Genomic DNA, 13,572 nt, shown 5'->3' on the forward strand with positions numbered 1-13,572 from the left:
TTGCCTAAGTATATTTTTGTGTACCGCAGCGTGGCCGGCTCACTCCCACTCCATTTCCTCGAAAACCCGGCCCGCGTTCTTGGTCGCAAGCTCCTCGAAGGTATCGAGGGTCTTCCAGCGCTCCTGGTCAACATAGTAGGCGCTGGCGAGGTCTCCGCCCGCCTCGATATGGGCGCCGACCTTGGTCCGCAGATCGGTCAGGTAGTCGAGCGTGTAGCGGCGCACCTGCGGCAAATTGGTCGGGTGGCCGTGGCCGGGGATTACATAGGCGGGGTCAAGCGGTTCCAGCTTGTCCTGCCAGGTCTCAACCCAGCATTTGGTGCAGGTGTGCGGGAACACCGGCAGCATGCGTTCGTGAAATGCGATGTCGCCGGCAATCAGCAGGTCCCACTCCGGGATCCAGACCTGGATGTCACCCGGATCATGCGCCGGGCCGAGGTGCAGCACCTGCATTTCCACCCCGCCCAGGGAGAGATCGTAGCGGTCCTCGAAAGACAGGTTGGCGTGTTCGACGCGGGTCTGCCCCGCCCGGTCCTTGTTGTAGCCGCGCATCCGCTGCAGGATCAGGTCGCTGTTTTCCTGCGTCTCGGCAATCGCCTCGGCATGGGCCAGCACGTCCACGCCCTGGTCCCGCCAGTAGCCGTTGCCCAGCATCGCATGGCCCTGGCCGTTTTCGTTGACCACCAGCACTACCGGCTGGTCCGTCACCTGCTTGATTTCGTCGTGCAGCGCCTTGGCGAGGGCATCGGAGGCGCCGGAGTTCACCACCACCACGCCTTCGGAGGTCACGATGAAGGAGAGGTTGTTGTTGTGGCCCGCGTTTTCGTACGTGGGCGGCGCGGTGGCACCGATGGCGGAAAAGACATGTGGGATCACCTCCACCGGCTTGGAATACAGCTCAGACTGGGGGTACTGGTCAGCGATGTCTTCGCTGGCTTGGGCGGCTGAAGCGATACACAAGGCGGCGCAGGCGGCGGCAATAGCTTTCATCGGAAATCTCCCTGAAGGTTTGCAGCGACATTCACACATGCGAATGTGACTGTAAACGCCTGACCCATGCGGCGTGACGGCACGGCGGGGTTGCCAGATGCCGCGGCCCGGTTAGGTTGGCCCGCAAAACAGGGAGGTCCGGAGTATCATGACATTGCAAGGCAAACACGCGCTGGTCACCGGCGGCGGCACCGGGATCGGGCTGGCGATTGCCCAGGCTCTGACCGCTGAGGGCGCGCAGGTCACCATCACCGGGCGCAGGCAGGAGGTTTTGGAGCAGGTTGCCACGGACGGCCTGCATCCGCTGGCGATGGATGTGCGCAGCGAGGCGGACGTGGCCGCCAAGGTAGAGGCTGCGGTGGCGGCGCGCGGAGCGGTTCAGATCTGTGTTGCCAATGCCGGCGTTGCCGAGGGCGCGGCGCTGCACAAGACCTCGATGGAATTCTGGCGCAACATGATGGCAACCAACCTCGACGGGGCCTTTCTGACCATCCGGGAGTGTTTCAAGTCGATGCGGGAGACCGATTGGGGGCGGGTGATCACCGTGTCCTCCATCGCCGGGCTGCGGGGGCTGAAGGGGGCGGCCTGCTATTCTGCCACCAAACACGGGATGATCGGCCTGACCCGGGCGCTGAGCGAGGACTATCTTGGCACGCCGTTTACTTTCAACGCGCTGTGCCCGGGTTATGTCGACACGCCGATTGTGGAACGCAATGTCACAGCGATCTCGCAGCGGGCAGGCATGAGCGCGGTGGAGGCAATGGACGTGATGGTGAACGCCAACCGCCACAAGAGGCTGATCGAGCCCAGCGAGGTCGCCGCCGCGGCCCTGTGGCTGTGCGGGCCGGGATCCGGGTCGGTGAACGGCCAGTGCATTGAGATCGCGGGCGGGCAGACCTGATGGACCGGGACGGGTTCAACACGTTCTGCGGGACCTTTCCTGCGGCGGAGCATGTGGTGCAATGGGGCAACTCTGACGTCTGGAAGGCGGGCGGCAAGCTGTTTGCGGTCTGCGGCTGGGCTGACGGCAGAGATGCCTTCACCTTCAAGGCCGGCGACATTGCCTTTGAAGTGCTGCAGGAGCGCCCCGGCGTCCGCCCGGCGCCCTATCTGGCATCGCGCGGGATGAAGTGGCTGCAGCAATTTGACGACGACGGTCTTACGGACACGGAGCTGAAGGAACAGATCACCCTGTCCTATCAGATGGTCACTGCGAAGCTGTCCAAGAAGAAGCGTGCCGAGCTGGGCATCCCGGACCCGCAGCCCGCCGCGCGCTAGGCACTGGACAGAATGACGCGGATGCGGTAGCAACTCCGAAAAGCTTTAAGCTTGAAATACCTCAAGGCACGCGAGGCCCCTATGACCGATTTTGCTGCAACCAAGGCGATGTTCGACCTGCCGGAAGGCGTGATCTATCTGGATGGCAACTCGCTTGGCCCCCTGCCCCGGGCCGCCAAGGAGCGGGTCGGGTCAATGATGCAGGACGAATGGGGCCAGATGCTGATCACCGGCTGGAACAAGGCCGGTTGGATGGACAAGCCCAAGGCGCTGGGGGACCGGATCGGACGGCTGATCGGGGCGGAGCCCGGCCATGTGGTCATGGGCGACACGCTGTCGATCAAGGTCTATCAGGCGGTTGCCTCGGCGCTGGAGCTGAACCCGGGCCGCAAGGTGGTGCTGTCGGACAACGGCAACTTCCCCACCGACCTGTATATGGCAGACGGGCTGCTGAAGTCGCTGGGGCCGGACTATGAGCTGCGGGTGGTCGATCCGGAGGCGGTCGAGGACGCGATCACCGATGAGATCGCGGTGCTGATGATCACCGAGGTGGATTACCGCACCGGCCGCAAGCACGACATGAAGGCGCTGACCGAAAAGGCCCACGCGCTGGGTGTGCTGACGGTCTGGGATCTGGCCCACTCGGCCGGTGCCATTCCGGTGGATCTGGCCGGGAGCCATGCGGATTTCGCGGTGGGCTGCACCTACAAATACCTGAACGGCGGCCCCGGCGCGCCGGCCTTCATCTATGTCTCCCCCCGCCACGCAGAGACCGCCCGCCCCGCCCTGTCCGGCTGGCTGGGGCATGAGGCGCCCTTTGCCTTTGATCTCGACTACCGGCCCGGCAGCGGCATCGACCGGATGCGCGTCGGCACCCCGCCGATCCTGCAGCTGACCGCGCTGGAGTCGGCAATGGATATCTGGGACATGGCGGACATGAACTCCGTGCGCGCCAAGTCGATCGCGCTGTGCGACCTGTTCATCGCCGAGGTGGAAAAGACCTGCCCGCAGCTGGAGCTGGCCTCGCCGCGCGACCCTGCGTTCCGCGGCAGCCAGGTGTCATTCAAGTTCGACGAGGGCTATGCCGCGATGCAGGCGCTGATTGCCCGCGGCGTGATCGGCGACTTCCGGGCGCCGGATATCATGCGGTTCGGTTTCACCCCGCTGTACATCGACGAGGGCGACGTGCGCGCCGCGGCGGAGATCATCGCTGACGTCATGACAAACGCCCTGTGGGACCGGCCGGAATACATGGTCCGCCACGCGGTCACCTGATGCGGCAGCGCCGCGCATACCATCTGCCGCTCTGCCGCCCGGCGGGCTGGGTTGCGCTTTGGCGCCGCCTGGCCCAATGCGGCACCCTGAACCGGAGGACGCATTCCTTTCCTTGACATATACTGCACTTAGGAAAAGGAACGACTCCGATGACCCAACCCTACGATCCCGCTGACGACGGCGCCCAGATGTCCTTTGACGGGCGCATGTCCTATGGCGATTACCTGTCGCTCGACATGCTGCTGAACGCGCAGAAGACATGGACCAATACCCATGACGAGATGCTGTTCATCATCCAGCACCAGACCTCTGAGCTGTGGATGCGGCTGGCCATTCACGAGCTGAGCGCTGCCCGCGAACGGCTGCTGGGCGGCCAGGCACGGCAGGCGTTCAAGATGCTGGCGCGGGTGGCGCGCATCTTTGAGCAGCTCAATTCCGCCTGGGACGTGCTGCGCACCATGACGCCGTCGGACTACACCGCATTCCGCGATGAGCTGGGCCAAAGCTCAGGCTTTCAGTCGCACCAGTACCGGCAGATCGAATTCATGCTGGGCAACCGCAACAAGGCGATGCTGCGGCCGCACTCGCACCGGCCGGACATTCTGGCGCTGCTGGAGGCGGAACTGAAGCAGCCGTCGCTCTATGATGTGGCGCTGAAGGCGCTGGCGCAGCGCTTTGATCTGCCGGATGAAGTGCTGAACCGCGATGTGTCGGAGGCCTATCAGCCGCATGAGGCGGTGCAGGCCGCCTGGACAGAGGTCTACCGCGATACCGAGGCCCACTGGGAGCTGTACGAGCTGGCCGAGAAGCTGGTGGATTTCGAGGACTACTTCCGCCGCTGGCGCTTCAACCACGTGACCACGGTGGAGCGCGTGATCGGTTTCAAGCGCGGCACCGGCGGCACCGGCGGTGTCAGCTATCTGAAACGGATGCTGGAGGTGGAGCTGTTCCCCGAGCTCTGGCACCTGCGCACCGAGCTGTAAGACACGCGCGGGCCGGTGCGTCCGGCCCGCCGCTCAGCGCGGCGTCAGCCCGGCCCCGAACAGGGCTGCCAGCTGGCGCACCCCGCCCTGATAGGCGGAAAAATCCGCGGCGGTTTGCTTGATGCCCTTAAGGGACGCGCAAATCGTCTGCGCGATCACCACGGGATCCCCGATCAGCGCCGCCTGCCCGGCCTTTGCCTGCTGCTGCAGCCAGGTGGCGTAAAGCCCGCGCAGGGCCGCCTCGCCCGCCTCGATCTCCTCACCCGCCACATTCCTGGTGACCTCAAACAGCTCCATCCCGTGGGGCGAGGCCATCATAGACTCGATCGCTTCGCCGCCCTGCCCCCTGAACGCGGCCAGCAGGCGGTCTGACAAGGTGCCCTCAGAGGCCAGCCCGGCGCGGACTTTCTCTGCCGCATTGCCGTAATACGCGGCCACAAGCGCCCGGAAGATCGCCTCCTTGTTCTTGAAATGCAGATACAGCGCCGGGCGCGACATGCCTGCACCCTTGGCGATGTCGTCCATCGAGGTTTTGCGGAACCCATAAGTGGAGAACGCCGCCCAGGCGGCCTCAAGGATTGCCTGCTGCTTTGGGTCTATGCCTGCCATGTTCATGATTTTGCTTCTGACATTGTTTGTAAAAAATGTCAATTGACACACTGACACTTTCGGTTACATTTGTCAGCAACCCAGCAAAGGAAGACACGCCATGTCCACCACGCTTCGCATCAATGGAAAATCCCATCAGGTGGACCTGCCTGATGATGTGCCCCTGCTGTGGGTGCTGCGCGATGAGGTTGGCCTCACCGGCACCAAGTTCGGCTGCGGCGTGGCCGCCTGCGGCGCCTGCACCGTGCAGATTGACGGCGAGGCCGTGCGCTCCTGCCAGGTGGCGCTGTCGGATGTCTGGGGCGAGGTGACCACGATTGAGGGCCTCGGCACGCCGGAGGCGATGGCTGCGATCCAGCAGGCCTGGGTGGAGCATCAGGTGGCGCAGTGCGGCTATTGCCAGTCCGGCCAGATCATGCAGGCGGCGAGCCTGCTGGCAGAAAACCCGGCGCCCTCGGACGCGGAGATTGACGAGGCGATGCAGGGCAACCTGTGCCGCTGCGGCACCTACCCGCGGATCCGCGCCGCCATTCACACCGCCGCCCAAAAGATGCAGGAGGCGTAAATCATGGCCAGCTTCAAGAAAATCGCCCGCCGCTCCTTCCTGATCGGGTCCGCCGCCATCGTCGGCGGCGTGGCCTTTGGCGCCTATTACGTCAGCCGCCCTGCCCCGAACCCGCTGAAACCCGGCGACGGGGAAGTGGCGTTCAACCCCTTTGTGATGATCTCGGACCGGAAGATCACCCTGATCGCCCCGCGCGCCGAGATGGGCCAGGGCGTGCACACCACCTGGGCCGCGCTGATCGCCGAGGAACTGGACGTGACGCTGGAGCAGGTGGAGGTTTTGCACGGGCCCGCCGCCAAGGCCTATTACAACTCCGCCCTGATGAGCGAGGCGCTGCCCAGCACCGGCTATGACAAGTCCAGGTTCATGCACTCGCTGGGCGAACTGCTGGGCCAGGCGGGCAAGCTGCTGGATCTGCAGGTGACCGGCGGTTCGACCTCGATGAAGGACGGGTATGAGCGGATGCGGCTGGCCGGGGCCTCTGCCCGGGAGACACTCAAGGAAGCCGCGGCCCAGCGCCTTGGCATCAGCCGCGGCCAGCTCAGCACCAAGGACGGCAAGGTGATTGCGCCGGACGGCGCGGAGATCGCCTATACCGAGCTGGCAGCAGATGCGGCCCGGCTGGAGCCGGTCGACGGCCACTTGCGCCCGCGCAGCGAATGGCGGCTGCTGGGTAAGTCCCAGCCGCGGGTGGACATGGCGGACAAGGCCACAGGCACCGCGCAGTTCGGCATTGATGTGCGCCTTCCTGGCATGAAGTTCGCGGCACTGAAGGCAAACCCGCATCTGGGCGGCGCGATGAAGGGCTTTGACGCCGCGGCGGCGCTGCAGATGCCCGGCATCGAAACGGTTGCGGATCTTGGCGATGCGGTTGCCGCTGTCGGCAGCAACACCTGGCTGACGCTTCAGGCGCTGGAAGCCATCGAGTTCGACTGGGGCGCGGCCCCGGTCCCGGCCACGCAAGCAGAGATCTCCGGCGCGATCCGCGCGGCGTTTGACGCCGAGCCGAACTCCACCCTGCGCGATGACGGCGACGCCGCAACCCTTCCGGAGGGCGCGCAGGAGGTGACGGCGGAATACGAGGTGCCGTACTTGGCTCACGCCACGATGGAACCGCTCAACGCAACTGCGCTGTTTGATGGCGGCCGCCTGCAGATCTGGTGCGGCAACCAGGGGCCGATGCTGGTCCGCGACCACTGCGCCAAGGCGCTGGGGATCGAGCCGGAGCAGGTCGAAGTGAACACCACTCTGATGGGCGGCGGCTTCGGCCGGAGGGGCGAGGTCGACTTTGCCGTCTATGCCGCCCGCTTAGCCGGGCAGATGCCGGGCACTCCAGTGCAGCTCACCTGGAGCCGGGAGGAGGACATGACCCATGACTTCTACCGCCCGGCCTCGGCGGCACGGTTCCGCGGTGCGGTGAAGGATGGCAAGGCGCTGCTGCTGGACGGGCAGATTGCCGGCCAGTCCCCCACCGCGCAGGCGATGAACCGCTGGATTGGCTTGTCGCCCAGCGGCCCGGACACTGCCTTGACCGACGGTGCCTTTAACCAGCCCTATGGCATCCCCAACTACCGCATCCGCGGCTATGCCGCCGATCTGCAGATCCCTGTGGGCTTCTGGCGCTCTGTCGGCGCCTCGATCAACGGCTTTTTCATGGAGAGCTTTGTGGATGAGCTGGCCCACGCCGCGGGTGCCGACCCGATGGAGTTCCGTCTGGAGCTGGCGCGCGACGAATGGGGCCCTGCCGCCAAGGTGCTGGAGGCGGTCAAGGAGATGTCCGGCTGGACCGGCAAGACGCCCGAAGGCGTGGGCCGCGGTGTTGCCATGACCTACAGCTTTGGCACCCCGGTGGCGCAGGTTATTGAAGTTGCCGAGGAAGAGGGCGGCATCCGCCTTCGAAAGGCGTGGATCGCCGCTGACCTGGGCGTTGCGCTGGACCCGCGAAACCTGGAGGCGCAGATGTCCGGCGGCATGGCCTATGGGCTGTCGGCGGCGATGTTCGGCGAGATCACCTTTGCCGAAGGCGCCGCGGAGCAGATGAACTTCCCCGATTACGACGCCATCCGCATGCACACGATGCCGCAGGTGGAGGTGCGCATTCTGCAAGAACAAGCCCATATCGGCGGCGCGGGCGAACCCGGCACGCCGCCCGCGGCCCCGGCGCTGGCAAACGCGCTGTTCGACCTGACAGGAAAACGGGCGCGGCAGCTGCCGCTGATGCATGACTTCGATCTGCTGACTTGAGCGTAAAGCGGTCTGCCCCGCTGCGGGCTGGCCGCCACACCGGATCAGTCGAGGATCTTGACCATCCGGTAGTTGTGGATCTTCACGCCGCGGCGCTCAAAAACGCGCCGCCGGTCCACGGCAAAGCCCTGCCGCTCAAAGAAGCCGCGCGCTGCTTCGCTGGCCTCAACATACAGCAGCCCAAGCCCCTGGCGCAGTGCGGCTGTTTCCAGCCTGACGTACAACGCCGCCGCAACACCCTGCCCCGCGGCGCCGGGGTGGCAGAACAGCATGTCGATATGGCCGTCGGATTCAAGGTCGATAAAGGCCACCGGCGCATCGTCCTCTCCGATTGCAACCCAAACCGCCCGCCCGTCGGACAGCTTCTGCCCGATGGTTTCGGCGGGCGGCGCCACGGGGCACCAGGCGTTGATCTGCTCCGGCGAATAGTACCGGCTTGCGATGCCATGCACCGCCGACCGGAACACCTCCGCCAAGTCCGCCGCATCGCCTGCCTTGAATTGCCGGATCCTGTACGTGCCCGTCTGCCGGGGCGCGCCGTCTTCGAAATCACCTTTCATACCAAAACCTTTTAACCAAATACACCTACGCGGATTTCTGAAAACCAGACTGCGCGCTGCCATCCGCCCAGCCCCGCACCGCAGAGCCAAACGCCTCAAACAAGGGGCGCGACACCGGATCGCTGGCTGCATCCCATTCCGGATGCCACTGCACCGACAGCGTAAAGCCCGGCGCGTCCTTGATGAAGATCGCCTCCGGTGTGCCATCGGGCGCGTGCCCGTCCACCACCACCCGGGCGCCCGGACGCTTGATGCCCTGGCCGTGCAGGGTATTGGTCATCACTTCCTCAGCGCCGAACAGCCGGTGGAACACACCGCCGGCGCTGAAACGGACGCTGTGGCGCAGGGCAAACTTTTCTTCCAGCGTGCCGTCCGGCGGCATCCGGTGGTTCATCCGCCCCGGCAGATCGCGGATTTCGGGATAGAGCGTGCCGCCCATTGCCACGTTGACCTCCTGAAAGCCGCGGCAGATGCCCAGGAAAGGCTGGCCGCGCTCCACGCAGGCGCGGACCAGCGGCAGGGTGATGGCATCGCGCGCCCGGTCAAAGGCCCCATGCGCCTCGGTCTCCGCCTCGCCGTATTCATGCGGGTGCACGTTCGGCCGCCCGCCCGTCAGCAGGAAGCCGTCGAACGTCTGAAGCAGCTCTTCGACGGTGACAAAGCGCGGGTCGGAGGGGATCATCAGCGGCATACAGCCCGCGACCTCGGCAATTGCTTCGGAATTCATCGTGCCGCCCGCATGCACGGGGTACTGATCGTTAAGCAGATAGGAGTTGCCGATAATGCCAACCTTGGGTCGCGTCATGATCCACTCGTAATTTCATTTCCTGAAGAAAAACCTAGCCCTGACACTGCACAGGTTCAACAGGCGGCGCAGAGCAACACAGTGTTCACACCTGCACACCCCTGCGTCAGCAGGCGGCTTGCCGTCCCGGCTCAGCCCGACGGGCTGTCCGGGACACTGTCCCGCGAGACCACCACGAGCGCACGGCACCGCTGCCCCGGCACCGCCCGGTAGCTGTGGGCGAACCCAGCATCAAAATAGACCGAGTCGCCCCTGTCCAGAACCTCGGTCCGGCCGTGGATGCCCAGTTCCAGACCGCCCTCAATCACATAGATCATCTCCGCGCCCGGATGCGCGTGCGGCGCGCTTTCAGCGCCGTTGCCGGAAAACTCCGCCAGATAGGACTGGAACCGCCCCTTGGTCACGGGGAAATCCAGGCTCTCGAACAGATAAGACAGCGGCCCGTCGGTCTTGTCGCCCAGCTTCAGCCGGTCCCGCTCCCGCACCACCTCCAGCACCGGCGCATCCTCGCCCGGGCCGAAAAAATGATCAAGGCCGACGCCGAACACCATCGCGATGCGCAGCAGGGTCGCCAAAGTCGGGAACACCTGCCCCCGTTCGATGCGCGACAGCATCGCTGCTGACAGGCCGGTATGTTCACCCAGCTGCGCCAGCCCCATGTCCTTCCCTTGCCGCAGACTGCGCAGCTTGGGGCCGATTCTATAGGCCTCCAGGCCTTCCTGAAGCGTCTCGGACAGCATGGGCTTGCTCATGGTTTTTAACCTCCGGGGCAATCCTTTTTGGAAAATTTTACCTGAATGCAAAAAATATGCACCTCACACAAACGTGTATCTCATGCAAAATTTTTGCATGTCAAGCTAACTGTGCCAGACCTCTCTGCCCTCCTCCCGCTGGCGCCTGACAGAAAGGATGTCTCATGTTTTTCAACCGCCTCTCCGTGACTGCGTTTGCCATTGCCCTCGGCCTCTCAGTACCGTCGGCCGTGCCGGCCGGGTCCAAGGACATTGTCGAGACGGCCGCCGCAGCCGGCCAGTTCGAAACCCTGGCAGCCGCGCTGACCGCTGCTGATCTGGTGGGAACGCTGCAGGGCGATGGCCCGTTCACGGTGTTTGCGCCGACCGATGAAGCCTTTGCGGCCCTGCCGGAAGGCACGGTCGAAACCCTGCTGAAGCCTGAAAACCGCGCGCAGCTGACCGAAATCCTCACCTATCACGTGGTGCCGGGCAAGGTGATGTCGTCGGATCTGAGCGATGGCATGACCGCGGAAACCGTCATGGGAAAAGAGATCACCGTGTCGATGGGCGACGGGGTAAAAATCAATGATGCTGCGGTGACCGCTGCGGACATCGAAGCGTCAAACGGCGTCATCCACGTGATTGACGCCGTCATCCTGCCCTAAGCGCGCCCGCCGTCTGCTCTGAAGCAGAACCCCCCTTCCGCTTTATGAGCAGGGCCCTCTCCCGTCTTATTGAGCGGGCTTCCCTCAAGCCCCGGCGGGAGGGGGTTGTCGTCAGATTTCGCCGTGCAGGCCAGCAGCTTCTATTCCGGCCACCGCGGCGGCGGCGTCATTGTCCGAGGTGTCGCCGGTCACGCCTACGGCCCCGACCACATCACCAGAGCCGTTCCTGACCAGCACTCCGCCCGGCACAGGTACCACCTGGCCGCCGTAAACCCCGTTCACCGCAGCCATGAAATAGGCCTGGTTTTCTGCGCGGGCCATTTGCGCCGTGCCTGCCATGCCCAGCATAACCGCGCCATAGGCCTTGCCATGGGCGATGGCAAACCGGCCCGGCGCCGCGCCGTCCTCGCGCTCGAACGCCTGCACGTGACCGCCGGCATCCAGCACCACCACCGACAGCGGTTTCAAATCCATCCCGCGCCCGCATTCCAGCGCCGCCCGGATGATGGTGCGCGCCTGATCCAATGAAATCCCTGCCATGAGTGGCCTTCCTCCCGCTGACGTTACGTTACGAAAGGAAAAAGGAGGCCAAAAGGCCCCCTTTGACTACCCGTCAATTCCGGGAAACTGTTTTCCAGGGTCAGTTTGACGCAATCAGGCTGACGCTTCCTGGGCCTTCAGCTCCAGACGGCGGGCGTGCAGTACCGGCTCGGTATAGCCGGAGGGCTGCACCCGGCCCTTGAACACCAGATCGCAAGCCGCCTGGAAGGCAATGGTGTCAAAGCCCGGCGCCATCGGACGGTAGCTGTTGTCGCCGCGGTTCTGCTCGTCCACCACCTTGGCCATCTTGCGCAAGCTGCCCATCACTTCCTGCTCGGAAACAACGCCGTGATGCAGCCAGTTGGCGATGTGCTGAGCAGAGATCCGGCAGGTGGCGCGGTCCTCCATCAGGCCGACGTCGTTGATATCCGGCACCTTGGAGCAGCCGACACCCTGGTCAATCCAGCGTACCACGTAGCCCAGGATGCCTTGCGCGTTGTTGTCGACCTCGCGGGCTATCTGCTGCGGCGTCCATTTGCGGTAGGTCGCCAGCGGGATTTCGAGGATGCCATCGACATGGGCGCGGCGGCCGCCGGCCTTGAGCCGCTCCTGCACCGCAAACACATCGACCTTGTGGTAATGCAGCGCGTGCAGCGTCGCGGCGGTCGGGCTCGGCACCCAGGCGCAGTTGGCGCCGGATTTCGGATGCTCGATCTTCTGCTCCAGCATCGCCGCCATCATGTCGGGCATCGCCCACATGCCCTTGCCGATCTGCGCCTTGCCAGACAGGCCGCATTCCAGGCCGATGTCGACGTTCAGGTTCTCATAAGCGCCGATCCAGGCCTTGCGCTTGATGAAGTCCTTGCGCGAGAACGGCCCGGCCTCCATCGAGGTGTGGATTTCATCGCCGGTGCGGTCCAGGAAGCCGGTGTTGATGAAGGCCACCCGGTGCTTGGCGGCGCGGATGCATTCCTTGAGGTTGACCGAGGTGCGGCGTTCCTCATCCATGATGCCGATCTTCACGGTGTGTCGCGGCAGGCCCAGGATATCCTCGACCTTGTCGAAGATACGGTCGGTAAAGGCGACCTCTTCCGGCCCGTGCATCTTGGGCTTCACCACATAGACCGAGCCCAGGGCGGAGTTGCCGCCGTCGCGTTTTAGGTCGTGCTTGGCGATCAGCACGGTGATCAGCGCGTCCAGCAGCCCTTCGTAAGCCTCATTGCCGTCCTTATCCAGAACCGCCGGGTTGGTCATCAAGTGGCCCACGTTGCGCACCCACAAGAGGGCGCGGCCCTTCACGGTCTTGGCGGTGCCATCCGGCGCGGTGAAACCGAAATCGGGGTTCAGGCGGCGGGTGAGGGTCTTGCCGCCCTTCTCCAGGTTGGTCTCCAGATCGCCCTTCATCAGGCCCAGCCAGTTGGAATAGGCCAGAACCTTGTCCTCGGCATCGACGCAGGCGACCGAGTCCTCGCAATCCATGATCGCGGACATCGCGCTTTCCAGCCGCACATCTGCAAGGCCCGCCTGGTCGCGGGCGCCGATCGCGTGGGCGCGGTCAAAGACCAGCTCCACATGCAACCCGTTGTTGCGCAGCAGCACGGATTCCGGCGCCTTGGGGTTGCCGCGGTAGCCTGCAAATTTCTCCGGCTGCGCCAGCGGCAGGTCGTCGATCAGCAGCTGGCCGTCCTGCACATGGTAGCGGCGCGCATCCGCGTGGCTGGTGCCGTTGACCGGGAAGGCCTCGTCCAGGAACACCCGCGCCCGCGCCACAACCCGTGCGCCGCGGCCCTTGTCGTAACCGCCCGCGGGCGCTGGCGTGCCCATCGCGTCGGTGCCGTAGAAAGCGTCATACAGGCTGCCCCAGCGGGCGTTGGCCGCGTTCAGCGCATAGCGGGCGTTGGTGATCGGCACCACCAGCTGCGGGCCGGGCACCGATGCGATCTCGGGGTCAACTTTCTGAGTTTCGATTCCGAAATCGCCGCCCTCGGGCAGCAGGTAGCCGATATCGGCAAGGAACGCCTTGTAGGCTTCGTGGTCATGCGGTTTGTCGCGGTTGGCGATATGCCAGGCGTCGATCTTGGCCTGGATGTCCTCGCGCTTGGCCAGCAGCGCCCGGTTCTCCGGGCCGAACCCGTTCACCAATTCCGCCAGGCCCTTCCAGAACGCGTCGGCCTCGACACCGGTGCCGGGCAGCGCCTGCTTCTCAATAAAATCCGCCAGTTCCGGCGCCACCTGAATTCCCTGTTTCTCGACCCGGCTCATGTCTTGCTCCTTCCGGCGGTACACCACTGTATGCTGATACCTAGTTAGGGCAGAAGTTTCCG

The 13,572-nt window shown here is 64.6% G+C and carries 14 protein-coding genes; 7 read left to right on the forward strand and 7 right to left on the reverse strand.

The features are described 5' to 3' along the window. Nucleotides 1–39: 39 nt before the first annotated feature. Complete coding sequence (locus tag ACXAED_RS01765) at nucleotides 40–990, reverse strand: MBL fold metallo-hydrolase (protein WP_475046427.1); 951 nt, start codon at nucleotides 988–990, stop codon at nucleotides 40–42. A 148-nt stretch (nucleotides 991–1,138) separates the two neighbouring features. On the opposite strand from ACXAED_RS01765, the gene ACXAED_RS01770 reads away from it, so the two are divergent. The 4 genes from ACXAED_RS01770 to kynA all read left to right on the forward strand — a co-directional run bounded on the left by ACXAED_RS01770 (nucleotide 1,139) and on the right by kynA (nucleotide 4,526). Then, nucleotides 1,139–1,891: an SDR family NAD(P)-dependent oxidoreductase gene (locus ACXAED_RS01770; RefSeq protein WP_475046429.1), complete on the forward strand. Its 753-nt coding sequence runs from the start codon at nucleotides 1,139–1,141 to the stop codon at nucleotides 1,889–1,891. Beyond that, entirely contained in the window at nucleotides 1,891–2,268 is a 378-nt protein-coding gene (locus ACXAED_RS01775) for an MmcQ/YjbR family DNA-binding protein (RefSeq protein ID WP_475046430.1), read from the forward strand. Before ACXAED_RS01770 ends, ACXAED_RS01775 begins: the two co-directional genes overlap by 1 nt. An 81-nt stretch (nucleotides 2,269–2,349) precedes the next feature. Beyond that, the gene (kynU, locus tag ACXAED_RS01780) at nucleotides 2,350–3,543 is read left to right on the forward strand and encodes a kynureninase (RefSeq protein ID WP_475046432.1); all 1,194 of its coding nucleotides are present in this window, start codon (nucleotides 2,350–2,352) and stop codon (nucleotides 3,541–3,543) included. A gap of 149 nt (nucleotides 3,544–3,692) precedes the next feature. Next, nucleotides 3,693–4,526, forward strand: coding sequence for a tryptophan 2,3-dioxygenase (gene kynA, locus ACXAED_RS01785; protein ID WP_475046434.1), 834 nt, complete (start codon nucleotides 3,693–3,695; stop codon nucleotides 4,524–4,526). Nucleotides 4,527–4,559: 33 nt separating this feature from the next. Here the strand turns inward: kynA and ACXAED_RS01790 are convergent, their stop codons facing one another. After that, on the reverse strand, nucleotides 4,560–5,141 hold the full coding sequence (locus tag ACXAED_RS01790) for a TetR/AcrR family transcriptional regulator (protein ID WP_475046436.1): 582 nt from the start codon (nucleotides 5,139–5,141) through the stop codon (nucleotides 4,560–4,562). 94 nt (nucleotides 5,142–5,235) lie between these two features. Between ACXAED_RS01790 and ACXAED_RS01795 the strand changes: the two genes are divergently transcribed. Together ACXAED_RS01795 and ACXAED_RS01800 are read left to right on the forward strand one after the other, a co-directional pair. After that, nucleotides 5,236–5,700, forward strand: a complete 465-nt coding sequence (locus tag ACXAED_RS01795; protein WP_475046438.1) for a (2Fe-2S)-binding protein — start codon at nucleotides 5,236–5,238, stop codon at nucleotides 5,698–5,700. Between the two features lie 3 nt (nucleotides 5,701–5,703). Further along, entirely contained in the window at nucleotides 5,704–7,944 is a 2,241-nt protein-coding gene (locus ACXAED_RS01800; protein WP_475046440.1) for a xanthine dehydrogenase family protein molybdopterin-binding subunit, read from the forward strand. Nucleotides 7,945–7,988: 44 nt separating this feature from the next. On the opposite strand, the gene ACXAED_RS01805 is transcribed toward ACXAED_RS01800, so the two are convergent. From ACXAED_RS01805 to ACXAED_RS01815, 3 genes are all read right to left on the reverse strand, one after another. Continuing rightward, entirely contained in the window at nucleotides 7,989–8,504 is a 516-nt protein-coding gene (locus tag ACXAED_RS01805) for a GNAT family N-acetyltransferase (RefSeq protein ID WP_475046442.1), read from the reverse strand. Nucleotides 8,505–8,529: 25 nt separating this feature from the next. Beyond that, nucleotides 8,530–9,309 (reverse strand): gamma-glutamyl-gamma-aminobutyrate hydrolase family protein, encoded by a 780-nt coding sequence (locus tag ACXAED_RS01810; protein WP_475046443.1) that lies wholly within the window; start codon nucleotides 9,307–9,309, stop codon nucleotides 8,530–8,532. 131 nt (nucleotides 9,310–9,440) lie between these two features. Continuing rightward, nucleotides 9,441–10,061, reverse strand: coding sequence for a helix-turn-helix domain-containing protein (locus tag ACXAED_RS01815; RefSeq protein ID WP_475046445.1), 621 nt, complete (start codon nucleotides 10,059–10,061; stop codon nucleotides 9,441–9,443). Nucleotides 10,062–10,225: 164 nt separating this feature from the next. On the opposite strand from ACXAED_RS01815, the gene ACXAED_RS01820 reads away from it, so the two are divergent. Continuing rightward, entirely contained in the window at nucleotides 10,226–10,708 is a 483-nt protein-coding gene (locus ACXAED_RS01820) for a fasciclin domain-containing protein (RefSeq protein WP_475046447.1), read from the forward strand. A gap of 111 nt (nucleotides 10,709–10,819) precedes the next feature. Here the strand turns inward: ACXAED_RS01820 and ACXAED_RS01825 are convergent, their stop codons facing one another. After that, nucleotides 10,820–11,248, reverse strand: coding sequence for a GlcG/HbpS family heme-binding protein (locus ACXAED_RS01825; protein WP_475046449.1), 429 nt, complete (start codon nucleotides 11,246–11,248; stop codon nucleotides 10,820–10,822). A 114-nt stretch (nucleotides 11,249–11,362) separates the two neighbouring features. After that, nucleotides 11,363–13,510 (reverse strand): malate synthase G, encoded by a 2,148-nt coding sequence (locus tag ACXAED_RS01830; RefSeq protein ID WP_475046451.1) that lies wholly within the window; start codon nucleotides 13,508–13,510, stop codon nucleotides 11,363–11,365. Nucleotides 13,511–13,572: the final 62 nt, after the last annotated feature.

The organism is Leisingera sp. ABM4_103 (assembly GCF_056158685.1).